This window comes from Campylobacter showae CC57C (assembly GCF_000344295.2).
GTDB lineage: Bacteria > Campylobacterota > Campylobacteria > Campylobacterales > Campylobacteraceae > Campylobacter_A > Campylobacter_A showae_B.
Window position 1 is genome coordinate 1 of record NZ_AOTD01000008.1, and the last position, 26,065, is coordinate 26,065.

The following is a 26,065-nucleotide window of genomic DNA, read 5'->3' on the forward strand; positions in this document are numbered from 1 at the left end:
ACGGAAATGGATGAAACAAATACGGAAATCTATAAAGACAAATTCAAACCAATAGCAAAAACAAAATCAAACGCAGTTAATTTAACCCCCTTGCCCCCTAAGCCGAGTTTGCCTGATTTTCTCGACCCTAATCTTTGGGAGCAATACCTAGCTTACAAGAAAGAGCGCAAGGAGAAACTTAGCAAACAAGGCATCGAGATGAAATTTAGCGAGTGGGCTAAGTGGGCGAGCGAGGGTATAGACGTCAATGCTTGCATACGAGAAGCGATGGCGAACGAGTGGCAAGGGGTGTTTAAGCCCAAGACGCAAGGGGGTAGCGGGCGCAACGTGCCAAACAATGCTACGACAAACCCGCACGGCCTAAATCAAGGCACGCTCAACACAATGCGAGCTTTTAGGGAATTTGAAGCCCAGCTAATAGCTAGCGGTCAAGGACACAGAGTAGGAGGGAATTATGACGACAAATGAATTTTACGACGTATTTATGCCGATAGTCGAATACTACAAGGCTGATCTTAGCCCGGCGGTTATCGCACTTTATTTTGAGGATTTGGGACATCTTGAAGCGAGCGAGTTAAAACGCGGGCTAAGAGAGCTAAGGCAAAGCCGCAAATACTCAAATATGCCGACTATCGCCGAAATTTTAGAAGCGGTAGAGGGCGATTTTGAGAGCAAAGCGCAGCTAGCGTTAGACGAGCTGATCTATGCGATAAACAAATACGGCACAGACAGAAGCGTATGCTTTAGCGATAAAGCGATTATGAGCGTAGTGTCAGCGGCGGGGGGTGGGAAGCGGTGGGCAACCTAGAGGGCAAAGAGTGGGAGGATTTTAAAAAGTGGGAGTTTAAAAAACTTTACAAAACCTACTCAAAGCCTAATCAAACCGCGCCTGCATATCTAATCGGCAGGAACGAGAGAGTAAATAGCTTTGGCAATCAAACCAACAAATTTGACAAGATTTGTTTTATCGGCGAGGATAAGGCCCCGATGAGCATAATCGAGTTTAAGCAAGAGCGAGCAGCGATCCAAAATAAGCCGAACGTCGGCGGGCTACTAGCTAGAATAAATAAGGCGGCGGTATGAAACTAGAATTTAGGCCGAACGACCAAAAGAACTTTTACGACGTGCTTTTGGTAGATTTTGAAAGCGGCGAAGTCGTAATACTCGTCGCAGGCGGCAGGGAGTGTAAAAGACTAACGGACGGCGAGCTAAGGGTCAAAGGCGAGCAAGGGAGTTTGTTTTGATAGAACTAAACAAAATATACAACGCCGACTGCTTAGAATTTATGTGCTCAATGCCGGGTAACTGCGTGGATCTGGTCGTAACCGACCCGCCGTACGAAATAGCGACCAAAGGTGGCGGACTAGGCAAACGCCCCGTATATGAAAACGGCGCGCTGGATAAAATCTCGCAGGGCTTTGACGTAGATGCTACGCTAGAACAAATCGCGCGCGTCTGCAAGAAAATCAATATTTTTATATTTTGCTCGACGAAACAAAAGCCGCGCATAATGAACTGGGGATACGATAGGGGCTGCAACGTGGCCGAGCTTTTTTGGCATAAACCAAACGCCGCACCTTTCACGAACAACACCCTTAAAAGCGACATCGAAAATATAATCTATATCAGAGAAAAGGGCGTAAAAATCAAAGGCAGGTCAAAGCTTTTCACTCACAACGCGCGAAAAAGCGAATACGGGCACCCAAGCGAAAAACCGCTGGAGATAATCAAAAAGCTAATCTTGACGGCGTCAAGCGAGGGCGATTTAATATTTGACCCGTTTATGGGGAGCGGTACGACCGCGGCGGCGTGCAAAGAGTTAAATAGAAATTTCATCGGCTGTGAGATAGAAGCCAAATATTGTGAGATAGCCGAGAAAAGATTAAAAAATACGATAAAAGGACTACTATGACCGAAATTTTAAGTTATGCCGTGTATAGGCTGGAGCTTGATGAGATAGAAAATAGTGACGATTGGTTTGATGCCGATGGCAGACTCAAATACAAAGAGCGGTTTTTATTTGAGGCGCTCAAAGAGGCGGACCGCATAAAAGACGGCTGGCTAATAGCACTATTCGCAGGAGAACAAGACGCGATAGAGTTTTGCTCGGGGGCAGGGCTTAGTGCGGATTCGGATTGTTTTTATTTTTGCTTACGCGCAGAGGCCACGGCCACTATCGGAGAGGGCGAATACGTAGAGGTAGGGTATTGATGAAACTACCCAAAACAATACAAGGGCTAGGGTCAAGGGGTAAAGTTGCTCAAAACCGCTCTAAATACAAAAATAGAAAAGTAGAGCGCGGCGGCATCAAATACGACAGCCAAAAAGAGGCTAAGCGTGCCTTTGATTTAGAGCTTAAGCAAAGAAAGGGCGAAGTAAGCGAGTTAAAGCGACAGGTTAAATTTGTCTTACAAGATAGCTTTAAAATACCCAGTAAAAAAACAAAACAAGGTTTTGAAACAATAAAAGAGATAGCCTACATAGCGGACTTTACGTATTTTATGGGCGGGCAATTCTACATCGAGGATGTTAAGGGCTACAAAACGCCCGAGTATAAACTAAAGGCAAAAATACTAAGAAAAAAGATAGCCGACGGCGAGATAGATGCCGTATTTTTGGAGAGCTAATTGGATTTAGACGTAAGCACCAAACACCTTAGCGTTTTTTATGACGTCCTAGACAAATTCTACCCCGAGTGGGAAAAGAGAACCGACGACTATTTTTTGACCGAATTATCGTTTTTAATCCGCGAGGTATTTAAAAGCCCTTATACGGACGAAACGCTGATAAACAACCTAAAGCAAAGCGAAGTAAGAAAATATCAAGCCGAACTAAAGGCGATACTAAACACGCCTAAAGAGGCTTTAGATTGGATACTCAAACACAGGATGAGCGAAAATAGGCGCAAGATGTGCGAAACGAAGTATTTAAGAAAAAAATCTTAGGAGGAACAATGGAAATAAAATACAAAAAGTTGGGCGACTTAAAGCCTTATGAGAATAACGCTCGCACGCATAGCGAGGAGCAAGTGGCGCAAATATGCGCTAGTATTAAAGAATTTGGCTTTACCAACCCGTTGTTAATAGACGAGAACGGCGGAATAATAGCAGGACACGGACGGCTGGCGGCAGCCAAAAAGCTAAATATGGATGAAGTGCCGACTATTGAGCTAAAAGGGTTAAGCGAGGCGCAAAAGCGGGCTTATGTGATAGTTGATAACAAGTTAGCCCTAAACGCAGGGTGGGATGAGGAATTATTAAAAGCGGAACTAGAAGCGTTACAAAATTTAGATTTTGATTTAGAGTTATTAGGATTTAACGAGGATGAATTGGGTGATTTTTTAGATAATGACGAAAGTGAAAAAGACCCTGACAAAGTGCCAAACGCAGAAAAAATACCGATTACGCAAAAAGGTGACGTTTGGCTTATGGGCGCCCATAGGCTAATGTGTGGAGATAGCTGTAGCGGCGAAGATATGAAAAAACTAATGGCAGGGGGGCTTGCTGATATGTGGCTAACAGACCCACCCTATAACGTGGCATATGAGGGGGGAACAAAAGAAAAACTAAAGATCAAAAACGACAATATGGGCGATGAGGAGTTTTTGAGTTTTTTGACAGCGGCTTTTGGGACGGCTGATGAGGCTATGAAGGCAGGGGCTGTTTTTTATATTTGGCACGCAGATTTGGAAGGTTTTAATTTTAGAGCCGCATGCAAGAATACAAATTGGGAGGTTAGACAGTGTCTTATATGGAATAAAAATAGCCCAGTTCTTGGCAGACAAGATTATCAATGGAAACACGAGCCTTGCCTATATGGCTGGAAAAGTGGGTCAAGCCACCTATGGGCGTCCGACAGAAAACAAACGACTATTTTAAATTTCGATAAGCCACTAAGGAATGGCGAGCACCCAACAATGAAACCAGTGACTCTTTTTGAGTATTGTATGTTAAATAATACAAAAGGTAATGATGTGGTGCTTGATAGTTTTGGTGGCAGTGGCACAACACTCATAGCTTGCGAAAAAAATAAAAGGGTGGCGAGAATTATGGAATTAGACCCAGTATATTGTGATGTTATAATAAAAAGATGGCAAGAATTTACAAATAAAAAAGCCGTGCTTGAAAGTGACGGGAAAACTTTTGACGAGATAAGCAATGGCTAAACCACTACCACCATACAAATGGGACGAAATAAAAGCCGACTATGAGGCAGGAATGAGCCAAGCGGAGCTAAGAAAAAAATATAATATTCCAGCAGGGACGCTGGGGAATAAAATAAAGAGAGATAATTGGCAACTTTCCCAACCACAAAAAGCCGCGTTAGACGAATTTAAAAAAGCAAGTGGGAAAGTTTGCGAAAGCCTTTCCCAAGCAAATGAAACTCAAAAAAAAGAGATGGCTCAACAAATTAGTGCAACGTTGGAAAATTTAGAAATAATAGCTAATAACCGCAAAATTGCTAAAGCATTTCAATCGCTAATGGTGCGAGGCATAAGTGACAAACGCTATGCAACACCGACTGAGATCAAGCAAGGTACCAGCGCGCTAAAAGACCTGGAAGCTATCGCAAATCCGCAGAGCAATAAAATAGAGATTAATAACACAAATACACAGCAAGAGCAAAAAATAACCGAGGTCGTTTTTACGATAGTCGATGAGTAAAATAAAATTAAGACTTGCAAAATGGACTAAAAATTTAATACAGCCTAAACGCTACAAAGGCGTAAAAGGTGGTCGTGGCAGTGGCAAAAGCCATTTTTTTGCTGAGCTAATGATTGCGTATTTTATTAAAAACCCAAATACTAGAGCTGTTTGTATCCGCGAAATTCAACGCTCGCTAAAGTTTTCATCAAAAGCCCTAATCGAAAGCAAAATAAATAGCCTAGGCGTAAGCGAATATTTCGAGATAACCCTAACCGAGATTAGGGCTAAACAAGGCAACGGTATAATAATTTTTCAAGGCATGCAAGACCACACCGCCGACAGCATAAAATCCCTAGAGGGCTTTGATATTGCGTGGGTTGAGGAAGCGCAAAACCTAAGCAAGCGAAGCCTAGAGCTTTTACGCCCTACTATACGCAAGGAAAATTCCGAGCTTTGGTTTAGCTGGAACCCCGAAAACGAAACCGACGCCGTAGATAGCTTTTTTAAGCAAATGCAAGAAAACAAAGCGACGGATTTTGTTTTAGTCACGGCAAATTTTAGCGATAATCCGTTTTTGCCCGAGGAGCTAAACAAAGAGCAAGAATACGACCGCAAATTTAACCCTAGCACTTACGAGCATATTTGGCTAGGCGGGTATAACACCAAGAGCGATGCGCAAATTTTCAAAGGCAAATTCAGAGTGGAAAATTTTAACACCGACGGACTAGGTAATCCTTACCACGGCTTAGACTTTGGCTTTGCCAACGATCCGACCGCGGCCATAAGATGCTACATACACGAGCGCAAACTCTACATAAGCCACGAAGCAGGCGCAGTAGGGCTAGAACTAGACGACACGGCAAGCTTTTTAAAAGAACGTATCGAAAATATACATAAATATGTAATCAGGGCGGATAACGCGCGCCCCGAAAGCATAAGCTATTTAAAAAGGCACGGACTAAATATGATAACCCCGACCGCAAAAGGCAAAGGCAGCATAGAGGACGGCATCGAGTATATCCGTAGCTTTGAAGCTATCATAATACACGAACGTTGCGTCGAAACCGCAAGGGAATTTAGGCTATACAGCTACAAAACCGATCCGCACAGCGGTGACATCTTGCCACAAATACTAGACGAAAACAATCACTACATAGACGCCCTGCGTTATGCCCTAGAGCCGCTTATCAAGAGCAAGGCTAATATTTGGGGGCATATTACAAACCGAAACTAGCGCGTAAAAAAGCCCTATACTTTTCAAAAAAGAAAAGGGGCTAAATGGAGCTAAAAATAAACGATAGTTTAGAAAATTTAGTAACCAAAATGGGGCAAATGACGGCCAATAGGGAATATTCGCCCCTAAAGGTCACCAACACACAGCTTTTAAATGCCTACGATAACGGCTGGATAGCTAAACGGTATATTAAGAAGACGATAGGCGATATGCTAAAAATGGGGCGCGAGATTGATTGGGGAGAAATAGATGAAACCCGCAAAGCCGATTTTTACGCCGCGAATAACCGCTTTGAAACCGACGGCGTTGTTAAAGACCTGCTATTTAACGTCTTGCTTTACGGCGAGGCGGCTATTTTAGCCATAACAGACGCGGCAGAGGAAACCTATCAAACCCCGCTAAGCCCAAGCGAAACAATTAAGCAATTTATCGTTTTCGGCAAGGGCGAATTTAAAGCCGTAAATGCAGAACACAAATTTATCCGCCCGACTATCTACAACGTCAAAGGCGTTAAAACGCATATTAGCCGCCTTTGTATAGTGCAAGGCGGAATAAAAAGCTACGGCGTAAAACAGCGCGAGAGCGTGAGCGACATAGCCACTGCGCTTGATATTATCAAGATGTTTGATGCCATTACTCTTAGCGTGAGCGATCTAATCGAGGAGTGCAAGATCGACATCTACAAAATGAGCGGCTATAACGAACAAATAGTAGCCGGCAACGAGGGAGAGATACTAAAACGTCTAAGGCTAATAAATGAAGCCAAAAGCTACACCAACGCAATCGCAATGGACACCGAGGACGAATACATCTCCAAAGAGAATAATCTAACGGGCGTTGCCGAGCTTTGGGCTAAAAGCTGTATAGTAGTAGCAGGCGCGCTAAATCGCCCTATTAGCATATTATTCGGCGAGGGGGCTGGCGGCTTTAGCAGCGGCGAGGAAGACAACCGCGCGTATTACGAAACTATCAACGAACTACAAAGCACGCTATTACGCCCCGCTTATGATTTTATTGATCCTTTTCTTTTAGGCGAAAATTTAGAATACGATTTTTATAGCATCGACAGCTTAAACGACAAAGAAAAAGCCGAAATTTTAAACGTAAAAAGCACCGCATTAGGCAATTTGCTAGACAAAGGCGTAATAACCGAAGCTGTGATTTTAAAAGAGCTAAAAGACGAGGGGCTAATAAAGAATATTAGTGCAGATGACATAGCCGAAGCCGAGCTACTAGCAAAAGAATTAGACGAGCCAAGCAATGAAGCCAACCCTTTCGGAACTATTTAACAAAAAGCGCAATAAAGAATTTAAGCCCGCGCAGCCTAGCAAACGGGCGGAAGTAAAATACCGCAACGCCCTTTTAATATTGCTTGCCGCGCTAAAAGGGGCAATATTCAAAAGGCTAAAGGAGTTTTTAGGGCTAAACCCTACTGACGCGCAAATAATAGAACACACCACCCAAATACTAGACGAGCTAAGGAAAAGCGACACCGTAAATTACGCCAAAATACTAAGCCAAAGCGTAGTTAAGGCGGCAAACGAAACAAACAAAGACCGCCTAATCCAAAATATCCAAAAAGGCACTGACGTAGACTTAACAAACCTTTTGGGGGACGAAGCCGTAAAAGGCAAACTAGACGAATATGTCGCTAAAAACGTAAGCTTAATAACGTCGGTCAAAAATGACTATCTAAACGACGTTGAAAAGGCTATCCGCGAAAGCTACTTGCAAAACGGTAGGGCTGAAAATTTGGCGTCAATCATTCACGAGCGCACCAACGTAAGCAAAAGCCGCGCGCGACTAATAGCCCGCGACCAAACCGCAAAAATAAACGCCGAGCTAGATCAAGCACGTATGCAAGCTCTAGGCGTTAAGCTCTATATTTGGCAAACGTCAAAAGACGAGCGCGTAAGGCACACGCACGCGAATATGCAAGGCGTGTTATGCCGGTTTGATGACGACACCGTGTACAGCAAGGACGGCGGCAAAACATGGATAAAGCGAGAAGCGGACAAACCGAAGTGCAAGCCTGGCGTTGAGATACAATGTCGATGTTTCGCAAAAGCTATTTTAGGGGCATAAATGGAATTTAAAATAAACAGCGACGGCTACATAATTACAAAAGCAAAAATGGCAAGTATAGAGCCGATGGAATATCTAGGCGAGGAAATTGGGCGCACTAGCGGGAAAATCTATAAAGTTTTTAGGGATGAAAAAGAAGTATTCAGCCCCGAGACGATTAAAAGCTTTGAGGGCAAGCCCTTAACGCTCACGCACCCCGACGACGACGTAACCGCCAAAAATTGGAAAGACACCGCCATAGGGCATATTCAAAACGTGCGCCGCGAGGGTAAATTCTTAGTGGGCGACGCTTACATCAATGACGAGATAGCAATCAAAACCATAAAAGAACAAGGGATAAAGGAGGTAAGTTGCGGATATGACAGTAGATTGATCGAGCGAGACGGGAAAATTTGGCAAACGAACATTAGGGGCAATCATTTAGCCGTAGTTTCCGAGGGGCGAGCGGGCAAAGATTGTAAATTAGGCGACAGCAAAAGGATAAAAATGAAGTTTTTAGACACATTAAAAGGGGCTTTAAATAAAGCCAAGGCCGTTAAATTCAAAGACGGCGACGAAGTAAGCAAAGAAAAAGTTGAGGAAGCCAACGCGGCTAATACCGAGTTGGTAAACCTTTTAGAGCAAGCGCTAAACGGCGCAGAGGAAGTAAGCACAAAGCTAGACGAAACAACCGCCGAGCTAGAGAAAACAAAAAGCGAGCTTGCCGACGTAAAAGCCAAAAGCGTAAAAGACGATGACGGCGCGGACGAGAACGCGCAAATTGCCGAGCTTAAGGCAAAGGTTGAGGCACTAGAAAAAGAAAACGCCGAGCTAAAAGCCGAAATCGAAAGACTAAAAGGCGAGGCAGCAACAACCGAAGCTGTAACAGACGCTAAAGCAAATTTTAGCCATGTAAAACTAAGCGACACTAAGAACGCTAGGGGCGTTTATGAGGCGGTAATCCTTGATAGCAAAGCGTTTGAAGCTAGTGAGCTAAAAAAGCTAAGCGATAGCGAGATTAAAGCAATTTATATGGGTATGCGCGTAAGTGCCAAAAACAAAGACAACAGCGGCAGCGTGTTAGATAAATTCTACGACGCTAAGCCCGAGAAAATCGACCTAAACAAAAAATTCGGAGGTAAATAATGGGATACTTAGACAAACGAGCCTTTGCGGGGCAAGTAGCAAGAGGCGGCGAGAGCGCAGTCGTAGCACTAGCTTACGTCAATAACGACACCGAGATCATCCCTTTTGGGGTATTCGTAACTAGCAAAGACGGCGGCGTAGCCAAAGTAAGCAAGGCAACCGACCCAATCTTAGGCGTTAGCCTAAAGCTAGGCTCAAAGGGCGAAAACAAACCTAGCGAGGTTATGAGTGTTTTATCTTTGCCTTACGGCAGTGAGATTTGGGCACAAGGCAAAGCGGCACACGGGCTAGCCGTTGGCGACACAATCCAAGTAGAAGCAACAGCAGGCGCAGATGCGGGCAAAGTAGCAAAAGCCGCAACGCTAGCACTAACCGCCGCAAAAGATAAATTCTACGTTACCGACGTAGCGGGCGATCTTGTTAAACTAATGAGAAAGGAATAATATGAAACTAAGAGACGAGGAAGTTTTAACCCAACTAGCAACAGCAGCAGCTAGTTTTAACGAGGGCTTTAAAGAACGCGAATATCCCGAGGTACAACTTGCTAATTTTGTGCCTATCACTCAAAAAGGCGACGAAAGCATAGACGCGTTAGATTACGGCGAAATCGAGGGAACGCAAGACCTAGAAAACGGCTTGATTGATGAAAATACTACGTCTTTGCAAACCGAGGATTTAAACATCACAGCTAAAAAGGGGCTATACCTAAGCTGGGCTAAATCGGCAATCTATACTAGCGAGGCAGTAGCTAGAGCAAAAAGGCTAGAAATTGAGCTCGACACCGCCAAGCTTAGAAACCTTGAGCGCGTAGCGCTTTTAACAATGCAAAAAACCGCGCTTGTAGGTCACGCTAAAATCGGCGCAGTGCAAGGGCTTTTAACAAACACTAGCGTAAGGGCTAAAGACTTAACAAGCGGCACGGCAATAAGCGCAATGACGGGCGCAGAAGCTAGGGCGTTTTTCTTGTCGCTAATCGAGCACGGCTACGAGCAAAACGGCGGGCTACTAATTCCTGACACGATAGCAATCGACAGTAAAGACCTTATGGCGCTAGCTAGCAAATACGACAACTCTATCGGCGCAGTCAATGGCGGCATAAACGCGCTAATGGCGATCAAAGAAGCGTTATCTCAAAGCACGGGCGTCGATGTGAATATCGTCGGCATACCTTTGGGCTTTGCACAGGGTCTAGGTGGAGGCAAAGGCAAAAACCGCGCCGTAGTATATACCAAGAGCGAGGACGTATTAAGCACCGATTGGGCTTTATCACCAACAGCAATGCAACCATTTCAAAGAAGCGTATTAAGCTGGGAAATTGCGGTTAAAGCTAAATTTACAGGTACGCTAATTCGTCAGCTTGACAAAGTGGCTTACGTAAATTACAAGGCGTAAGTATGACAAACGCCGATTTTTTAGCGAAATTCCCCGAATTTTCAAACGTAGCTTTAGCCCGTATAGATTTAACTTTAGACGAGGCAAAGCTGCAAGTTGTGAAAAGTATTTGGGGGCGTTTTTATGAGGTCGGCGTCCTACATCTAGCGGCGCATATTCTCGCAATGCAAGGGGCGTTAAGCGCAGACGCAGGGGCAAACCCTCACCCGTTGCGCGAAGTAAGCAGCAAGACGGTAGGGTCTTTAAGCGTAGGCTACACAAGCGGGAAAACCGGCTTTGAAAGCGAATACGGCAGCTACTATTTAACGAAATACGGGCAGCGGTTTTTAGAGCTTAAAAAGCTAATTTTGCCGCACTTTGGGCTAGTAAGATGATCGCGCTAGAAGCTAAAATCGCAACGCTTAGGGGGCTAGGGGTAGTTGTAGGCGTAACGGCTAAAACTAACGGCAGGAGCAGCGAATTCTCAAACGCAGAGCTTGCCGCTATCCACGAATTCGGCAGCCCCGCCCGCCATATCCCCGAACGCTCCTTTTTGCGCAAACCCTTGATAAGTAACGCCGCTGCGATAGCAAATTTAGCAAAAAATGCAGTGGGGAAATTTATCACGGGGCAAATTACGGCAGAAGCAGCACTCGGCGCGCTAGGCGAGGAAGCTAAAAACATAAGCAAAGTGGCAATAACCGAGGGTATAGCCCCCGCGCTAAAACCCGCTACCATAAAGCGCAAAAAAAGCTCAAAGCCGTTAATCGACACGGGGCAATTATTAAATTCTATCACGTATGAGGTCAGAAAATGATAAATGTCGGCGAGTTGATAAACGATAGCGATTTTTGTCAAGTTATCCAAAGGGGCGGCGAGAGTTTTACGGCGGTGGTGCAGTTTTTGAGCGGCGACGAAATGCAAAGATTGCCCGAGGGGGAGCGATATAAAGAGGCAATTAGGATAGATACGAAATTTAACCTAAATTTGCAGGACGTTATCACTTACAAAGGCGTTAATTACCGCATTATCAATATGCAAGACTGGGGGGAATATGGATATAAAAACTTTGCAGGCGTTAGATTTGACGGGCTTGAAAGTTTTGATAGCCAAGGCTTTGAGCGTAGATGAAAGCCTAGTGCGCGACAGCTACTCCAAAACGCTAAACGATAAAATGGCATTTTTAACGGCGCATCTACTCACTAGCACCCAAAAAGGACGCGAGTATAAATTTATCAAAGGCGAAAAAGAAGTAATCACATCAACGCGCGAAGCTGTAGTAAGCGTAAATGCTTACGGCAATAACGCAAACTTCATAATTGAAAAACTAAACGCGTGTTTTTATGCTAGCGAGTTTTTAAAAGGGCTTAAAAATTTAGGGCTGGGGCTAGTAACCGTAAGCCCGATTAGAAATTTAAGCCTTACGGTAGGCGGCGGCGTAGAGGAAAGGGCAAGCATGGACCTAACCCTTAGCTACATTACCCGCATAGAGGCGTCTCAAAACGAGATCAAAACGGCAAATTTCGGCATAAAGGTGAATAGATGAGTTTGACGATAAAAAGGATAGTAAATGTCCAACTAAACGAACAAGGGCAAATCGCAAAGAATAGAGATTTTAGCGTAATCGCTATTGTGAGCGATGATTGGTGTGAAGCTTTTGACGATCCAAGCGTGCGTTTCGTAAGCATAGCAAGCGCGCACGATGCGGCGTTAAATTTCGGTAGCGACAGCCGCGCCACTAAAGCCGCTAAAGCTATTTTCAGCGTAAGCGGGGTTAAAAAGGCAATAGTCGCTAAATGGGTCAAAGAAAATAAAACAACACAAGCAAGCGCAAACGAATTAAGAGGATCGGCGCTTAACATAGGCATAAATAAACTAAAGGCTATCACGAGCGGCAGTTTTAAGCTTAATGTAGGCGGTGCGGATAAAGTTTATACGGCTTTAGATTTTAGCTCGTGCGTAGATTTTGAGGCGGTAGCAACAAAACTAACTGCAGCGATAACTAAAGACACGCTAAAGGCGGTTTATGACGCCGACGGCAACCGCTTTATTATCAGAGCGGCAACGGCAGGTAAAAACGACAACACAAGGTTAGGCTATTTTGAGAAAGCCGACAGCGGCGATTTTGTAGGCGTGCTTTTAAACCTAGTCAGCGGCAAGAGCGATATTTACGTCGGCAAAGACAGCGTAACGCAGAAAAAGGAGAGCCTAAGCGAGGCGTTAGATAAATTATTCAATGCCACACAAGGCTTTTACGGCGTTTATAGCTCGGCGATCCTAGCGGACGAGGAAGTCGCAGAGCTGAACGAGTGGATCACGTCGGCGCAAAACCCGAGCGTAGCAGGCTATACAATCACGCGCGCGGCACAGCTTGAAAGCGTTAAGACGAACGTAATTAAAAAGATAGCCGACAAAGACAGCGGACGCTTTTTTGCAACCTACAACAATACGGGCGACGAACACGCAGGCGCGGAGCTTTTAGCTAGAGCGCTAAGCACGAATTGGGAGGGCAGCAACACAGCCCAAACAATGAAATTTAAAAACCTAAAAACCGCAGGCACAGACGAAGCAATCACGCTAAACCTAGCCGAAAAATGCGACAAGCTAGGCGTAAATTACTACACCGATTACGATGGCGTAAGTATGATAGCCGAGGGCGTAGCGTTAGGCGGCAAATTTATCGACGAAACCGTCGGGCTTGATGCGTTTAACAACCGCACGCAAATAGCCGTTTTCAATGTGCTAAAAGGGGCTAAAAAAGTGCCGCAAACCGACAAAGGGCAAGTCAGGCTAACTGCAGTCGTTAAGCAAGTTTGCGAGCAATTCGTTAAAAACGGGTTTATTGCCCCTGGGCAATGGCGCGGCGATCCTGTCGGCACGCTAGAAAGCGGCGATTACTTGGATTTAGGCTATTACGTTTACAGCCCTAGCTACACCGAGCAATTACAAGCAGATAGGGAAGCTAGAAAGTCAGTGCCTATCAATGTCGCAATTAAGCTAGCAGGCGCGATACACAGCGTTGATATTTTGATAAATTACAACAGATAAGGGGGCAAAAATGGCTAGATACCAACACGATACAACGGTGCTATTAATAAACGGCTACGAGATAACCGCCTACGCCGACGGTAGCGACGCGCTAAGTATAGAAAACGCCGCCGACGCAGGGGCTTACACAATAGGTGCGAGCGGTAGGGGCGTATTTACGGGGAGCTGCAATCAAAGCGGCACGCTCACGTTAAAGCTTTTGCAGCACAGCGAGGACTGCAAATTTTTACAAGACCTTTACAACCAGCAAAGAAGCGAATTTAAGAGCTTTAGCCCTATGACAATGGAGTTTAAGGACACGCTAAACGGCGATGAGCTAAGCGGACTAAACGGCTTTTTTGTAAATGACGGCGGACTAAAAAGAGGCGACGCACACAACCCAACCGAGTTTAAAATTGCCTTTGAAAGAATAAGCAAACGCCTAGAAAGTGGGGCTGGCAACTAATGCAAACATACGAGCTAATGATAAATGAAAACAAATACGTTTTAAGAAGTGCAAATTTCTTTGAAACAAAAACGCAGTTGCAAAGCCTTTTAGGGCTAGCCAAGGACGCTATTAAAATGCAGGGCGAGGACGTAAATATCGACGTGGGGCAAATTATCGCCAATATAGGCAGCCCTGCGTTTAGCGGCGTAGAGAACTTTATTTTAAAATACGCTAGCGCGATAAATGCAGAGGGCGGCGAAATTTTGCTTAAAAATTTAAGCCAAGCCGAAACGCACTTTAACGCCAATAGAGGCGACTACGCACAGCTGATATTCGAGGGGCTAAAATACCATTTTTTAGACTTCTTGCCCGCTGGGGTAAAGTCCTTAGCGGGTATAACAGCCTACCTAAACAAGGCGTAAAAGGCGATTTTGAAATAGACTGGATAACGTGGCTGCCGATTGTTAAAGGCTACGCCACGTTAAACGATTTGCGCACCATATACGACTTCGAGGACGGTATCGCAATGCACGAAGTCATAATCGAACTCATCAGAGAGGAACAAAGAGCCTCCGAAAAATAGCGGAGGCACAACCCGAAACACCCCCCTAAATTTGCCCTACAATCCCATAAAAGGATTAGGCGTGGTTTTAGACGAATTTTTATACAGAATTGGTTTTGATGTTGATAGCGGCAAAATAAAGCAAATCGAGCTAGGGCTAAAAAACATTGCCGCAGCTGCCAAAGGCGTTGCCCAACCCATAGCCGACGGAATAAACGCTGCAACGGCTAAAAACGCCGAACTAATAGGCAATTTAGACCAAGCCGTGCAAGAGGCTAAAGATGGGGCGAAACCGCCAAAGCTAAAGCAAGCGAAGCGACCGCCGCGCTAAATGAAGTAGCGCAAGCCGAAAAAGAAGTTGCCAAAAATGCCGAGGAAGCCGCCAAAAAAACCGCCAAAGTAGCGGACAAAAAGCCCGTTAAAGGGCTAAAGCAAGAGATCGACGAGCTAAAAAACAAATTCTTTTTAGTGGGGGTAGCGGCAACGGCGGTTAGCGGGCTAATCGCTAATTACGTAAAAGCCCCGCTAGAAAATATACAAGAATTCGCGAAAGAAAAAAATAAACTATTCGCCATAACCCAAGCCGAAATAACACAAGCTAAAGAATATCAAGACAGGCTAAAAGACACAAAAACCGCGCTGCAATCCATAACAACGCAAGTAGCGTTAAAATTATTGCCGACAGTTAATCAAAGCCTGATCGGCTTTATGAATTTTCTAAAAGCTAATAAGGCGTTGGTGGTCGAGGGGCTAGCTAACGTCTTTAAGTGGATATTGAAGCTAGGGCAAGTTTTTACAAATACGTTTAGATTTCTAAATAAGCTAATCACAAGCACGATAGGCTGGAAAGCGGCGTTATTTATTTTGGCGGGGGCTTTGCTGTTTGTTAAGCGGGCGATGATAGCCGCGTTTGTGACTTCGCCGATTGGTATGGTTATCCTAGCCGTAGGCGCGCTAATGCTGCTAATTGACGACTTGATGACGTATCTCGACGGCGGAAAGAGCCTATTCGGCGATTATTGGAAACCTTGCATTGAGTGGGGCAAAAAGGCAATAGCCCTATATAAAGAGCTAGAGCCGACAATAAAAGAAGTTTGGGAATTTGTGGTTAATTTTATCATTCAAAGCGTAAATGCGATAATCGGCGTGTTTAAAATGTTATATGGCGTATTTATGGGCGATTGGGAGCTGATAAAACAAGGCTTTAAAGACGTGGGCGACGCTATCTTAAGCGCGTTTGAAGTGCCGTTTAGGTGGATACGCAAACAATACGACGAATACATAGCCCCAATCATAAACGCCGTTAAAAATTTCGACATAGGGCAGACCGCTAGCGATATGTGGGAAAGCACAAAAAATTTTCTAGGCTTTGGCGACGATGCGCCTAAAGCTGCGCTAGCCACCCAATATGCCGACCACAACAGAACAATACAATATCAAGGCGGCACAGCAACAACTACGATTAACGTAAATACAAATAACCCGCAAATGGCTAACCAAATAATCAACAATAGGCAAAGAAACGATCTTGCCTTTACCCACGCTAATTTTGAGGGGGGATATTAATGCTAGAGTTAATAAGCCGCAAAATAGGTACTTTTAAACTAGACGTGACCGAGCAAGAAAATAACAAAAGCATACTACGCACGACTAAAAACCCGATCGAAAGCGGCGCAAGCGTAGCCGACCACGCCGTATTAGAGCCAAAACAACTCACAATCAAGGGCAAAATAGTAGCTTACGAGCCGCCCTATTTGACGCAAACAGACGAGATTATGCAAGTCGTGAGATTTAATTTACCGCGCATAAAAACCGCTCACCGCCTCACTCAAAAAGCGTATAAACTATTTAGCGACGTAAAGCACATTAAAAACGAAGTAATGCGCTACGCCAAGATTTTCGGCATTGATAAGAAAGTGCGCGAGATCGCCCCGTTTTTAACCGACGGTAACGCAAACAAAGACAACTCAACCGCAAAAAATAGGATGCAAAGCCTTTACGAAAAGCTTTTAAACGTGCAAAAAAGCGGGGAATTTTTAGTAGTTACAACGGGGGTTAAAACATACCATAAAATGTTAATAACTAGCATTGAGCTAACGACTGAAAGCGACCTATACACCGACGTAACGCTAACGCTAGAGGAAGTTTTCGTCGTAGAAACACAAACTGCAAACGGACTAAACATAGGCGCAAAATCAAGCATAAATTTAGGCAAAACGCAACCCAAATTAGCCAAAAGCTCAATATTGGGCGACATTTTCGGGGCGCGATAACAGGACGATAAATGATTTACGAAATACCGACCACGACCGAACAAAAACAAACGCAAAACTTTGAAATCTTTGGGCTAGAGCTCGAATTAACGCTCAAATTTAACGAAGTTGGCAGCGTTTGGCAATACGACTTAACCGACCTAAACAGCAATAAAATCCTAGCCTTTAATAAAGGACTAGCGGTTAATTCACCTAGCCTAATAAATAAAAATTTGCCCTTTGTTTTTATGCTAGCGGATGCCACCAAAAGCGGTATAAATTGCGTAGATTATAGCGAGCTGGGCGAGCGGCTAAAGCTATACGCCGTAGGCAAAGACGATTTTAAAGCCGCAATTAGCGAGCTAGTAAAGGACAGGACGTGAGGCAATACGGCAGGCGTTACCGCCTTGAAATAGGCAACGGCGTGCAAAGCATAGTAATAGATAGTCTCGCTATAAGCTTCAATATTGAAAAAACGATCAGCGAAGAACCGAACACTAGCAAGATTGAAATATACAACCTAAACGCGAACAACCGCAATCAAATAGCGAATAAAATATTTAACCGCGTAAGCCTATACGCTGGCTACGACGAGCCGCGATTGATTTTTGCGGGGCAGATTACGCAAGCCTATACAAGCCGTAACGATCTAGATTTTATCACGCATATCGAGTGCGGCGACGGGCAAACCGACTACGCCAAAGCCCGCGTTTATACCACGCTAAAAGCAGGCGTTAAAGATAGCGACGTCGTGAATATGTGCGTTAAGGCGATGAGTAGCTCAAAGCAAGGCATGATCGATTTGCCGCGCGATAAAGCCTTGCCGCGCTGCAAAGTTTTAAGCGGCGATATAAAAGAGTATTTAAAGCACGTTGCAAAAAACAACGATGCCAACTGGCATATTTTAGACGGCAATTTAAATATTTTGCCCAAAGATAAGGTGCTAAACAATAGCGAGGGCTTTGTTTTGAGCGAACAAACAGGACTAATCGGCAGCCCCGAAAAAACCGACGAGGGATTAAAAATAACCTGTCTATTAAATCCAAAACTAAACATCGGCGGGCTAGTGAGGGTAAAGTCTATCCTAAGCGAATACGACGGCGACTATAAAATCACGCAACTAACCCACAGCGGCGACTTTCTAAACGACACTTGGCAAACAGAGCTAATCGCCGTAAATGGCAAATTCCACAAGGTAGAGAAAAAATGAACGAGCCAAATTTAACGCAGGTTTTTAATAGCGGGCTATTGAGTTTTGAAGCACAAATTCACACCGCGCTACCCGCAAAGGTGCTTAAATTCAACGCGGGCGATAACACGGTGCAAGTAGAGCTAATGATAAACGAGCTAAAACGCAACGGCGTAAGCGTGGTTTTACCACCTCTTGACGATGTGCCGGTGCAATTTTTTAGGGGCGGCGATTTTGTTATCACGACGCCGATTAAAGCAGGTGATCACGGACTTTGCGTGTTTGCGGAGCGTTGTATTGACGGGTGGTTTGCAACCGCTAGCAAAAACGAGCCACTAGATTTCAGACTGCACGACTATTCCGACGGCTTTTTTTTAACGGGCTTTAGCCCGCGTCCCGCGGCGGTAAAAAATGTAGATTTAGACGGCGTTTGTATGCGGACGCTAGACAAAGAAACATATATAAAACTCACTAGCGGCAAAATCCTAATAAAAGGCGATATAGAGCAGGTCGGCGACTACACCCAAAAGGGCAACAAAACCCTAAACGGCAATTTCACACAAGCCGATGGCGACAGCATAAGCAGCGGTACAATTACGGCAAAAGATATGATCGCTAGCGGTGTAAGTTTGAAAAATCATACGCACGGCGGTGATAGCGGCGGCACGACAACCCCGCCAAATTAAGGGCATAAATGAAAGTAAGGGCAATAGACAATAGCGGCGATTGGCAACTAGGGCATAAGAAAGGTAGCGAAGCAATAGCTCAAAACGTTAAAACCCAAATTTTAAGCCTTTACAATGATTGGTTTTTAGATTTTGAAAACGGAATTAAGTGGTTTGACTACTTAGCTAAAAATCCAAACTCCGACAAGATGAGAGACGAAGTAAAGCGTCAGATTTTAAGCGTTGAGGGCGTTAGCAGTTTGGAAATTTTAAACATAAACCTAAACGAACGCAAAGCAGTAATAGAGGTGCGATACCGCGATATTTACGACGAAAGCCAAAGGTTATACATAAATGCGAGTGAGTGAAAATAGAATAATAATCGACGAGCTAGAGACCATAAAAGAGCGTTTAGAAAATGGCTTTAAGGCGATTTACGGCGAGGATTTAGAATTAGGCTCATCAACGCCGGACGGGCAAATGATCGGGCTTTTTAGCGAAGTGTTGAGCGAAGTTAATCAAGTTTTAAATTTCATCGTGCAAATGCTAGACCCGTATTTAGCGACGGGCGAGTGGTTAGACCAACGCGTAGCATACGCGGGGCTTTTACGTAAAACAGCGCAATTTAGCACCGCAAACGGCGTCACATTCCACGGTACAAGCGGAACGATTATTAAAAAAGGCGCGGTTTTAAAAGACAAAAGCGGCAATTTATGGGCGACGGACTACGAAATAGCGCTCGGCAATGACGGGTCGCGCGCCGTAAGCATAACTAGCCTAGAAACGGGAGCGTTTGCGCTAAACGATCAAGACGAACTAGAAATGCAAGAGATAATCCTAGGCGTTGACCGCGTAGTCGCTACTCAAAAATCAACACTAGGGGCTGACGAGGAAAGCGACGGCGACCTGCTACTTAGATTTATGCAAAGCCACAGTATAAACAACAACGACGAACGCCAAGGGCTAGAAGCGTATTTGCTAAATTTAAAAGGCGTAAAACAATGCAAGGTTTTAGAAAACTACACCAATCAAACCGACGCAAACGGCGTAGCTCCGCACAGCTTAAACGCGGTAGTTTTGGGCGGAGGCGATAACGCAATAGGCGAAGCGATACTAAAAAAGAAAATAGGCGGCTGCGGCATACAAGGACAAACAAAAGTAGAGGTCGCTTTTTTAGGGCAAAAGCGCGAGGTTAAATTCGACCGACCGACGCAAATCAACCCTAAAATAGTTTTACGCATAAAACGCACCGAGGGCGCGACCGACATCAACACGGACAAAATTAAAGATTTGCTATCGGAGCATATTTTCAGCATAGGGGAGGACGTATATATCAGCCGCCTTTATAGCATTATCAACGAGGTTAGGGGCTTTGAGGTTACGCAGTTTACGATAAACGGCGCACAACATCTAGTCGTCGCCGTGCGCGAAATGTGCGTAATAAATAAAACCGATATTGACGTGGCGGTAGTGTGATGGTTGAGCTAATATGGCAATACCGCAAAAAACCGCGCGCTAGAGCCACAGCCGAGCTTTTAAACGACGAAGTCTATAAAACCTTTGACAGCACCGTAAAAGTAGCCGAGATTTTAAATATCGACACCGCAAGCGGCTGCGCTTTAGACCTAGTCGGACGCCACGTAGGCGTAAGCAGGGAGCAACGAAATTTAATATTAAAAGATTTTTTCGCTTTTTCGCAAGCCGATAAAAAACTAGGTTTTAATAAAGGCGAGTTTTACCGCTTGGGCAACTCCTTAAAGGGGAGTTTCTTTTTAAACGATTACGACTTTAGGTTTTTAATAAAGGCAAAGATCATTAAGAATTATCAAACGGGCACGCTAGAAAATCTTTATAAGTCGCTTGAATTCTTATTAGGGGGCGGGAATTTTATATTTGATAACTACGATATGACCCTAAATTTGGTCTTGAAAAACACCAAAACGACACAATTCTTAATCAATTTGATTTTTAAAAACGATATTTTAGCCCGCCCCGTAGGCGTAGGGCTAAACGTGATACTAATAGCCGAAACTAAGTGCTTTGGGTTTAGCCAAAATAAGGCTAATTTGGGGTTTGGCGTCGGCAAATTTGCAAGGATATTTAAGGAGGATCAATGATACACGAAAAGCCGAAAAACGAGATTTTCGCCAGCGACGCAAAAACGGGCGAAATAGTAGAATTCCCCAATATTAAGCGCGGCTGGGGCGTAACTGAAAATTTAGGGTTTATCCCGCCTATGGAGTATTTTAACCCGCATTCAACAGGGTAGATAAAGCCCTAGCCTATCAACTACAGCGCGGCGTAGGCGAGTGGAGCGCAGACGAGGAATACCCTATTGGGGCTTTGAGCGTATTTAACGGGGTATTATATCAAGCTAAAGCGCAAAATAGTAATAAAAAGCCTAGTGAGAATACAAGCCTTTGGGGAGCCGTAATTAATGAGGGGTGGGCAAAAACAAATCTTTTAGGCAAAACCGAAAAAGCAGCCGATAGCGACAAACTAGACGGGGTTGATAGCTCTGGCTTTATGCAAACCCGCAACCTAGACGCACAAAACCTAAACGACTTTTTAACGCCCGGGAGTTTTCAGCAGGGCGCGATCGGTAACGCTAGATTAGATTTAAACTATCCCGTTGCTGCTTACGGCACGCTTGAAGTATTCCCGACGGGGCAAAGATACGTAGTTTACGAGACGAACGAAACCTACCAAAGAACGCTAATCAGTGCGCAAAACAAAACGTGGGGCGCATGGGAAAAAGTTATCGCGCCGATTAAAAAGCTTCCGTTTTTAGGAGCAAATCAAACGCGCCAAGACCTGACCGATCAAAAAAGAGCAAACGAAACCTATACAAACAGCACGGGCAGAGCGATTTTCGTGGCTATTCAGGTATTTATCCCAGCATCTCCTGGGTCTACACTCGATGCTTCTTTGGAGATCGGCGGGGTCACGGTCGCATCGGCAAAACACGGCACAACCGCAACATACCTAAATTATACGCTCACCGCGCTAATACTTCCTAATGAAAAATATACTTTGCGCCTCGGCGGTAGCGCAAAAATATCCAAATGGTTCGAAATAAGATAAAGGACAAGCTATGAAACGATACAAAAACGCAAACAATGAAATCTACGCATACGACGACGACGTAAGCGATGAATTTCTAAAAAAAGATATTGAGGAGCTAGGGCTAACGCCTCTAACTCAAAAAGAGCTTGACGAGCTAAACAAAGAATACGAGCCTAGCCCCGAGGAGCTAGAGATTGATGAGCTAAACGAAGCGATAAAAGAAGTCGAGGACGACATACGCCGCGCGATACTGATCGGAAACGATAGCGTATTGCCCGAGCTTCGCGAGGAATACAAAGAGCTACTAGCCCAAAAACAATCCCTAGAAAAAGGAGATGAAAAATGAAAAAGAAAACTAAGCGCTGCGAGATATGCAGCTCAAAGCTAGACAAACAAGGAAACTGCCCTTGGAGCGGCTGCCCTGCAAGCCCAAAATACCAAGAGGAAAAGAAAAATGAAACTGACGAAAAAACAAAAGCTACAAATTCTTAAAAATGCAGCTATCGAGCTACCGATCGAGATATTTCATTTTATCATCGTACCGTTTGCTCTACTAGCTTGCGACGAGAAAAGCGAAAATTTGCCGAAGTGGGCGGCGTGGTTTGACGACCCCGATTATGGGGTCAATGGCGACGACGGTTGGAAAAACGAGCATTTTCCAAACGGCAAAAACCGCACCTATTGGGCGAGGCTTTGCTGGCTATACCGCAACCGTATAGGCGTATTCAGCGCAAAGTATCTGGGCGTCAAAGTCGAGGACATAGGCGCGGGCACAGTGCGCACGCAAGGAGACGTATTTGCGACCTACAACAAAGGGCAAAAATCAACCGAGTGCCTCGTCACTTGCAAAATGAAAGACGGGCGCGAACGTTTCGGCTACTACCGAGAGATCAGATACGGCAAATCAAAGTGGTATTGTCGCATATATCTAGGTTGGAAATTGATGGACGTCGTAGGCATGAGACAGGACAACAAGCACACGTATCTCGAAGCGGATGATAAAAAGATACTTCAAACCGTTTGGGCAATCAATCCTCTTAAAAGGATCAAACAATGAAGCCGTCCACAAAGAAATTTGCGATTATTGCGGCGATAATACTCGCCGTCGTCATCGCCATAAAACTATTAAAGGGGGCGCAATGAATTTCCTGGTCGCAAACAAGCTTTGGCTGATCGTGATCGGCGGGCTGCTCGGCGTAATGCTAGGGCTTGGGGCTGAAATCTATAGGCTAAAGGGCGACATAAGCGACGCAAAAAACGCGCTAAAAGAAGCACAAAAAGAGCTAGCGATAAAAGAAGCAAATTTGCAAATCTCAACCGCAAATCTCTTTGAATGCAACGCAAAAATCGCACTACAAAACGCCAAGCTAGAGCAAATTAAAGCGCAAGCCCCCGATACGGTCGAAGTCAAAGAGCGGGTAATAACGAAATTTGAAAAAATAAAAATACCCGTTAAAGATGCCGAGTGTAAAAAGAAGCTTAAATTTTACGAGGAGCTAATCAATGAAGCCGCTAAATAAAACTATTGCAGCGGCGACGTGCGGGCTATTGCTCGCAGGCTGTGCGGCTAAAGAGCCGACCGTAATTACTCGCACAGTTTATCAAGAAGTCAAAATCCCCGTAGTTTGTATTGAGGAAATGCCCGCCAAGCCAAAATTTAAAGCGGGCGACCTGCAAAGCGCGCGGGAGCTAATGGCGTATTTTAAAACGTGTGAGGAGCTTTTAAGGGGGTGCGTCAATGGACGAGCTGGTAATTAAAGCAAGAAAATTTTGGCTAAGCAAAAAAGCCGTTGTTGAGATCATCTTGTCGATTTTGCTTATGTGGCTAGTCACAATGTGAGGCGCAGGATGGACAACATATTAGAGGAGATAGGGCTTTATTTTTGGGTTATTTTGGTTGGGCTTGTCGGCGGGCTGCTTAATATGGCAAACAGCGGCAAAAAGGGTGCGCAAAGGCTCGTCAATTTAGTCGTCGGCACTGCTAGCTCGATGTTTGTGTGTTGGCTAGCTTACGAAACAACGCTTTATTTTACGCAGGCCCCGAAGTTTTCGCTGGCCGTCGGCGGGTTTTTTGCTTGGCGCGGGGCGGAGTGGGCTACTGCAATGATCGACAAAGCCGTAGAGAAAAAGATCGACGGGCTAAACGGCAATAGCTATGGCTATCAGGACTACGGCTCGGATTTTAGGCACGAGGAGTGGAAAGATGACAAATAGCGAGATATTAGAGGCGGTACGGTCGCAGCGCACAAAATGCGTGGTATACAGCCGGGTAATGGGCTATCACCGCCCTGTTGAGGGCTTTAATATTGGCAAAAAAGGCGAGCATAAAGAGAGAATATTTTTTGAGGAAAATTTTAACACATCAGAAAAATGCGTTAAAAAGTCTAAAGAAATTTAACACAAGGAGTGAAAAAATGGCAAATTTTAACGAAGCTTTTCAAATTTTGATGAGGCTTGAATTTTCTAAGCCTGAAAATGCACTACATAAAAATCCAACCGAGGACGGCTGGACGTTTATGGGTATTTACCAAGCAGCTCACCCGCACTGGGTTGGCTGGGACGAGATATTAGGTGCACTAGCCCTTAATAGCGACGTCAAGAAAATATCCAAAACGCTTTTTGATAGTGAGAATTTGCGCACGCAGGTGCGAGCATTCTACAAAGAGGCATACTGGGATCGTATGCGGCTCGATGAAATTTCAAGCCAAATCAAAGCCAATGAGATTTTTATCTTTGGCGTCAATGTCGGCATAAAGCCCGCTGTGAGAGTTACGCAGCAGTTAGTGGGCGTTGTCAATGACGGTATCGTCGGCGAGCAGACGCTAGCGGCGATAAACCGATATGACGAGGCAAAATTTGACAAAGAGTTTGACAGAGCCGAGCTTCGATACTACAACAATCTAATTGAGAAAAATCCTAAATTTAGGGTTTACGCCAACGGGTGGAGAAATAGGGCGCAGGCGGTATAATAATGGGGCAAATTGCCCCAAAAAATAAATCCCATAAGGGGATAGCGAGGGGCTCGTAAGAAATTTCATTACAAACCCTATAAGGGTAAAGCCCCTAATTATACGCCCTCATCTTTTAAAGGGGGCTTATTATCCGCCGCCCCTTTCTCTCCGAAATATTTGATAAGCATTGAGCGGTCAGCGTCTTTCAAAAAACGCACCAAATTTTTTCTATAATCCCCTTTTGAGCTGTTCCACCCCAAAAGCGTTTGATATGGTATGCCGGTTAGTTCAGATACTTCTTTTAGGGTCATTTTTGATCTCCCACTATCTCCCCGTCTATTATTGGACGGCGATGTTGGTCGAGCTCTCCGCCGTCTATGATTTGGCTCGTATCTACACTTATAGACGGCAAAATAGTAGGATAGCCGTCAGACATACTATGTAGATAGAGTTTGACTGTGAGTTCGCAGACAAACGTCCTTTTACCCTCATACCAAGCGTATATGTTCGAGCGTAGCTCTACCTTTCCGCTCTCACCTCTTTCATCTAGGTATTCATTGTGGCTTTGTCCAGTGCCTATGCGTCCTTTTGCAAGAGCGTTGAATTTTTGAAACGCTTCAATAAACTTATCAAAAAAACAATAACCACGCGCTCCAAATTCCGTGCCGTAGCCAAAATTCATCGCTACGCAATAGAGCAAGAAAAACCTATCCTGCAAATAAGTCCTGCTATCTATTATATCTATCATCTCAAGGATGTTTTTGTATGTCTGCATAGGCGAGATATACTCTTTGCGTTTTCTAGCCCTAGTCAAAAACACCGGCAGGCTATACATCTTGTCCAATCCGTAGTGTTTCGTAGGTTTTTCTCCGGTTATTTGCTCAAAAAGTTCGGCTTCGTCGGCGAGAATCCTTTTTGTTTCCTCTACCTCGTCGTCAGTAGTGTTTGCTTTGGCTTCCTCTTCTTTTGCAAGCTCGGCAGCTCTGATATTTTTATACATATATTCAGGATATAATAATAAAAAATCATCTTCAAGCTCTCCTTTTTTTAGCTCACTTTCATCTTTTTTCATTCTTATACCGACCCTATGCACGGTGTCATACAATGCGCCATATTGTAGATTTTTCATTTTTATCCAAAATTTAGCTTCGTCGTGAGCTAGCAAGAAATTTATGTAGTCATCATATATTTTGCCTGCGTTTTTTACGCCGCATAGAAGCAAGACGTATAAAAGAGGCGCACCCTCTCTGGCGTTCGGGCTCCATAGCTTTTCTTTGAAAGCTTTTGCGTTTTCTATAAAACCATCTCTTATGTCATTAGCCCATTCAACTTGGGCTGGAGTTCCTTTTAGCTCTTTCATCTTATCTCCTTTTATTTTGATAAGAGAATTATACGCCTTATTTGCTTAGATATTACTTAAAATATATGTAATAGATATAAAAAA

Annotated in this window: 44 protein-coding genes; 42 read left to right on the top strand and 2 right to left on the bottom strand. The window is 44.5% G+C overall.

Annotated elements, in window-relative coordinates:
• The 42 genes from H740_RS00435 to H740_RS00620 form a co-directional block, all read left to right on the top strand.
• The coding region (locus H740_RS00435) for a hypothetical protein (RefSeq protein ID WP_002950311.1) at positions 1 to 468 on the top strand (468 nt) is incomplete at its 5' end.
• Positions 455 to 808, top strand: a complete 354-nt coding sequence (locus tag H740_RS00440) for a hypothetical protein (RefSeq protein ID WP_002950312.1) — start codon at positions 455 to 457, stop codon at positions 806 to 808. The genes H740_RS00435 and H740_RS00440, both read left to right, overlap by 14 nt.
• Positions 796 to 1,083, top strand: coding sequence for a hypothetical protein (locus H740_RS00445; protein WP_002950313.1), 288 nt, complete (start codon positions 796 to 798; stop codon positions 1,081 to 1,083). The genes H740_RS00440 and H740_RS00445 overlap by 13 nt, the downstream gene beginning before the upstream one ends.
• Positions 1,080 to 1,244: a hypothetical protein gene (locus tag H740_RS11600; RefSeq protein ID WP_156318373.1), complete on the top strand. Its 165-nt coding sequence runs from the start codon at positions 1,080 to 1,082 to the stop codon at positions 1,242 to 1,244. The genes H740_RS00445 and H740_RS11600 overlap by 4 nt, the downstream gene beginning before the upstream one ends.
• Positions 1,241 to 1,912 carry a DNA-methyltransferase gene (locus tag H740_RS00450; protein WP_002950314.1) on the top strand — a complete coding sequence of 224 codons (672 nt, stop codon included), beginning with the start codon at positions 1,241 to 1,243 and terminating at the stop codon, positions 1,910 to 1,912. The genes H740_RS11600 and H740_RS00450 overlap by 4 nt, the downstream gene beginning before the upstream one ends.
• The gene (locus H740_RS00455; protein WP_002950315.1) at positions 1,909 to 2,211 is read left to right on the top strand and encodes a hypothetical protein; all 303 of its coding nucleotides are present in this window, start codon (positions 1,909 to 1,911) and stop codon (positions 2,209 to 2,211) included. The genes H740_RS00450 and H740_RS00455 overlap by 4 nt, the downstream gene beginning before the upstream one ends.
• The gene (locus H740_RS00460; protein WP_004321906.1) at positions 2,211 to 2,627 is read left to right on the top strand and encodes a DUF1064 domain-containing protein; all 417 of its coding nucleotides are present in this window, start codon (positions 2,211 to 2,213) and stop codon (positions 2,625 to 2,627) included. Before H740_RS00455 ends, H740_RS00460 begins: the two co-directional genes overlap by 1 nt.
• The gene (locus H740_RS00465; protein WP_004321909.1) at positions 2,628 to 2,945 is read left to right on the top strand and encodes a hypothetical protein; all 318 of its coding nucleotides are present in this window, start codon (positions 2,628 to 2,630) and stop codon (positions 2,943 to 2,945) included.
• 8 nt (positions 2,946 to 2,953) lie between these two features.
• Positions 2,954 to 4,165 carry a site-specific DNA-methyltransferase gene (locus tag H740_RS00470; protein ID WP_004321910.1) on the top strand — a complete coding sequence of 404 codons (1,212 nt, stop codon included), beginning with the start codon at positions 2,954 to 2,956 and terminating at the stop codon, positions 4,163 to 4,165.
• Positions 4,158 to 4,664: a hypothetical protein gene (locus tag H740_RS00475; protein ID WP_004321912.1), complete on the top strand. Its 507-nt coding sequence runs from the start codon at positions 4,158 to 4,160 to the stop codon at positions 4,662 to 4,664. Before H740_RS00470 ends, H740_RS00475 begins: the two co-directional genes overlap by 8 nt.
• Positions 4,657 to 5,880, top strand: a complete 1,224-nt coding sequence (locus H740_RS00480; RefSeq protein WP_004321914.1) for a PBSX family phage terminase large subunit — start codon at positions 4,657 to 4,659, stop codon at positions 5,878 to 5,880. The genes H740_RS00475 and H740_RS00480 overlap by 8 nt, the downstream gene beginning before the upstream one ends.
• A gap of 44 nt (positions 5,881 to 5,924) precedes the next feature.
• On the top strand, positions 5,925 to 7,169 hold the full coding sequence (locus H740_RS00485) for an anti-CBASS protein Acb1 family protein (RefSeq protein WP_004321916.1): 1,245 nt from the start codon (positions 5,925 to 5,927) through the stop codon (positions 7,167 to 7,169).
• The gene (locus H740_RS00490) at positions 7,141 to 7,965 is read left to right on the top strand and encodes a phage head morphogenesis protein (protein ID WP_004321917.1); all 825 of its coding nucleotides are present in this window, start codon (positions 7,141 to 7,143) and stop codon (positions 7,963 to 7,965) included. Before H740_RS00485 ends, H740_RS00490 begins: the two co-directional genes overlap by 29 nt.
• Positions 7,966 to 9,090 carry a DUF2213 domain-containing protein gene (locus tag H740_RS00495; RefSeq protein WP_004321919.1) on the top strand — a complete coding sequence of 375 codons (1,125 nt, stop codon included), beginning with the start codon at positions 7,966 to 7,968 and terminating at the stop codon, positions 9,088 to 9,090. It begins immediately after the preceding gene.
• Positions 9,090 to 9,533, top strand: a complete 444-nt coding sequence (locus tag H740_RS00500) for a structural cement protein Gp24 (RefSeq protein ID WP_004321921.1) — start codon at positions 9,090 to 9,092, stop codon at positions 9,531 to 9,533. The genes H740_RS00495 and H740_RS00500 overlap by 1 nt, the downstream gene beginning before the upstream one ends.
• Position 9,534: 1 nt before the next feature.
• Positions 9,535 to 10,482: a major capsid family protein gene (locus H740_RS00505; protein ID WP_004321923.1), complete on the top strand. Its 948-nt coding sequence runs from the start codon at positions 9,535 to 9,537 to the stop codon at positions 10,480 to 10,482.
• A 2-nt stretch (positions 10,483 to 10,484) separates the two neighbouring features.
• The gene (locus H740_RS00510) at positions 10,485 to 10,856 is read left to right on the top strand and encodes a DUF4054 domain-containing protein (protein WP_004321924.1); all 372 of its coding nucleotides are present in this window, start codon (positions 10,485 to 10,487) and stop codon (positions 10,854 to 10,856) included.
• Positions 10,853 to 11,278, top strand: a complete 426-nt coding sequence (locus tag H740_RS00515; RefSeq protein WP_004321925.1) for a phage virion morphogenesis protein — start codon at positions 10,853 to 10,855, stop codon at positions 11,276 to 11,278. Before H740_RS00510 ends, H740_RS00515 begins: the two co-directional genes overlap by 4 nt.
• Entirely contained in the window at positions 11,275 to 11,592 is a 318-nt protein-coding gene (locus H740_RS00520) for a hypothetical protein (protein WP_004321927.1), read from the top strand. The genes H740_RS00515 and H740_RS00520 overlap by 4 nt, the downstream gene beginning before the upstream one ends.
• The gene (locus H740_RS00525) at positions 11,579 to 12,007 is read left to right on the top strand and encodes a phage neck terminator protein (RefSeq protein ID WP_004321928.1); all 429 of its coding nucleotides are present in this window, start codon (positions 11,579 to 11,581) and stop codon (positions 12,005 to 12,007) included. The genes H740_RS00520 and H740_RS00525 overlap by 14 nt, the downstream gene beginning before the upstream one ends.
• A complete protein-coding gene (locus tag H740_RS00530) occupies positions 12,004 to 13,509 on the top strand; it encodes a DUF3383 domain-containing protein (protein ID WP_004321930.1) in 1,506 nt (501 codons plus the stop codon). Before H740_RS00525 ends, H740_RS00530 begins: the two co-directional genes overlap by 4 nt.
• 10 nt (positions 13,510 to 13,519) lie before the next feature.
• Positions 13,520 to 13,954, top strand: coding sequence for a tail tube family protein (locus H740_RS00535; protein ID WP_004321932.1), 435 nt, complete (start codon positions 13,520 to 13,522; stop codon positions 13,952 to 13,954).
• Positions 13,954 to 14,358, top strand: a complete 405-nt coding sequence (locus tag H740_RS00540; RefSeq protein ID WP_004321933.1) for a putative phage tail assembly chaperone — start codon at positions 13,954 to 13,956, stop codon at positions 14,356 to 14,358. Before H740_RS00535 ends, H740_RS00540 begins: the two co-directional genes overlap by 1 nt.
• 222 nt (positions 14,359 to 14,580) lie before the next feature.
• Complete coding sequence (locus H740_RS11780; RefSeq protein WP_004321935.1) at positions 14,581 to 14,829, top strand: hypothetical protein; 249 nt, start codon at positions 14,581 to 14,583, stop codon at positions 14,827 to 14,829.
• Between the two features lie 137 nt (positions 14,830 to 14,966).
• Positions 14,967 to 16,064, top strand: a complete 1,098-nt coding sequence (locus tag H740_RS11785) for a phage tail tape measure protein (RefSeq protein ID WP_004321937.1) — start codon at positions 14,967 to 14,969, stop codon at positions 16,062 to 16,064.
• Complete coding sequence (locus tag H740_RS00550; RefSeq protein ID WP_004321938.1) at positions 16,064 to 16,771, top strand: phage baseplate protein; 708 nt, start codon at positions 16,064 to 16,066, stop codon at positions 16,769 to 16,771. Before H740_RS11785 ends, H740_RS00550 begins: the two co-directional genes overlap by 1 nt.
• An 11-nt stretch (positions 16,772 to 16,782) precedes the next feature.
• Positions 16,783 to 17,133, top strand: a complete 351-nt coding sequence (locus H740_RS00555; RefSeq protein ID WP_004321939.1) for a phage baseplate plug family protein — start codon at positions 16,783 to 16,785, stop codon at positions 17,131 to 17,133.
• Entirely contained in the window at positions 17,130 to 17,960 is an 831-nt protein-coding gene (locus H740_RS00560; protein ID WP_004321940.1) for a phage protein, read from the top strand. Before H740_RS00555 ends, H740_RS00560 begins: the two co-directional genes overlap by 4 nt.
• Positions 17,957 to 18,625, top strand: coding sequence for a Gp138 family membrane-puncturing spike protein (locus H740_RS00565; protein ID WP_004321942.1), 669 nt, complete (start codon positions 17,957 to 17,959; stop codon positions 18,623 to 18,625). Before H740_RS00560 ends, H740_RS00565 begins: the two co-directional genes overlap by 4 nt.
• Positions 18,626 to 18,633: 8 nt before the next feature.
• A complete protein-coding gene (locus tag H740_RS00570; protein ID WP_004321944.1) occupies positions 18,634 to 18,972 on the top strand; it encodes a hypothetical protein in 339 nt (112 codons plus the stop codon).
• Complete coding sequence (locus H740_RS00575; protein WP_197273042.1) at positions 18,965 to 20,080, top strand: baseplate J/gp47 family protein; 1,116 nt, start codon at positions 18,965 to 18,967, stop codon at positions 20,078 to 20,080. Before H740_RS00570 ends, H740_RS00575 begins: the two co-directional genes overlap by 8 nt.
• Positions 20,080 to 20,721 (top strand): baseplate wedge 1 family protein, encoded by a 642-nt coding sequence (locus tag H740_RS00580; RefSeq protein ID WP_004321948.1) that lies wholly within the window; start codon positions 20,080 to 20,082, stop codon positions 20,719 to 20,721. The genes H740_RS00575 and H740_RS00580 overlap by 1 nt, the downstream gene beginning before the upstream one ends.
• A complete protein-coding gene (locus H740_RS11605) occupies positions 20,718 to 20,873 on the top strand; it encodes a hypothetical protein (protein ID WP_004321950.1) in 156 nt (51 codons plus the stop codon). The genes H740_RS00580 and H740_RS11605 overlap by 4 nt, the downstream gene beginning before the upstream one ends.
• A 74-nt stretch (positions 20,874 to 20,947) precedes the next feature.
• Positions 20,948 to 21,688 carry a pyocin knob domain-containing protein gene (locus H740_RS00585; protein WP_004321953.1) on the top strand — a complete coding sequence of 247 codons (741 nt, stop codon included), beginning with the start codon at positions 20,948 to 20,950 and terminating at the stop codon, positions 21,686 to 21,688.
• Between the two features lie 10 nt (positions 21,689 to 21,698).
• Entirely contained in the window at positions 21,699 to 22,016 is a 318-nt protein-coding gene (locus tag H740_RS00590; protein WP_004321955.1) for a hypothetical protein, read from the top strand.
• Positions 22,013 to 22,162: a hypothetical protein gene (locus H740_RS11790; RefSeq protein WP_197273043.1), complete on the top strand. Its 150-nt coding sequence runs from the start codon at positions 22,013 to 22,015 to the stop codon at positions 22,160 to 22,162. The genes H740_RS00590 and H740_RS11790 overlap by 4 nt, the downstream gene beginning before the upstream one ends.
• Entirely contained in the window at positions 22,125 to 22,727 is a 603-nt protein-coding gene (locus tag H740_RS00595; protein ID WP_004321957.1) for a DUF7338 family protein, read from the top strand. The genes H740_RS11790 and H740_RS00595 overlap by 38 nt, the downstream gene beginning before the upstream one ends.
• An 82-nt stretch (positions 22,728 to 22,809) precedes the next feature.
• Positions 22,810 to 23,190, top strand: a complete 381-nt coding sequence (locus tag H740_RS00600) for a hypothetical protein (protein WP_004321958.1) — start codon at positions 22,810 to 22,812, stop codon at positions 23,188 to 23,190.
• Entirely contained in the window at positions 23,174 to 23,428 is a 255-nt protein-coding gene (locus H740_RS00605; RefSeq protein WP_004321961.1) for an outer membrane protein assembly factor BamD, read from the top strand. Before H740_RS00600 ends, H740_RS00605 begins: the two co-directional genes overlap by 17 nt.
• Positions 23,429 to 23,518: 90 nt before the next feature.
• Positions 23,519 to 23,884 (top strand): phage holin family protein, encoded by a 366-nt coding sequence (locus H740_RS00610; protein WP_004321963.1) that lies wholly within the window; start codon positions 23,519 to 23,521, stop codon positions 23,882 to 23,884.
• The gene (gene nrdD, locus H740_RS00615; protein ID WP_004321964.1) at positions 23,874 to 24,068 is read left to right on the top strand and encodes an anaerobic ribonucleoside-triphosphate reductase; all 195 of its coding nucleotides are present in this window, start codon (positions 23,874 to 23,876) and stop codon (positions 24,066 to 24,068) included. The genes H740_RS00610 and nrdD overlap by 11 nt, the downstream gene beginning before the upstream one ends.
• 16 nt (positions 24,069 to 24,084) lie before the next feature.
• A complete protein-coding gene (locus H740_RS00620; RefSeq protein ID WP_004321966.1) occupies positions 24,085 to 24,639 on the top strand; it encodes a glycoside hydrolase family 108 protein in 555 nt (184 codons plus the stop codon).
• A 98-nt stretch (positions 24,640 to 24,737) separates the two neighbouring features.
• Here H740_RS00620 and H740_RS00625 read toward each other — a convergent pair whose 3' ends face one another.
• Both H740_RS00625 and H740_RS00630 read right to left on the bottom strand, forming a co-directional pair.
• Positions 24,738 to 24,932 carry a hypothetical protein gene (locus H740_RS00625; protein WP_004321968.1) on the bottom strand — a complete coding sequence of 65 codons (195 nt, stop codon included), beginning with the start codon at positions 24,930 to 24,932 and terminating at the stop codon, positions 24,738 to 24,740.
• Positions 24,929 to 25,981: a hypothetical protein gene (locus H740_RS00630; RefSeq protein ID WP_004321969.1), complete on the bottom strand. Its 1,053-nt coding sequence runs from the start codon at positions 25,979 to 25,981 to the stop codon at positions 24,929 to 24,931. Before H740_RS00630 ends, H740_RS00625 begins: the two co-directional genes overlap by 4 nt.
• Positions 25,982 to 26,065 lie beyond the last annotated feature (84 nt).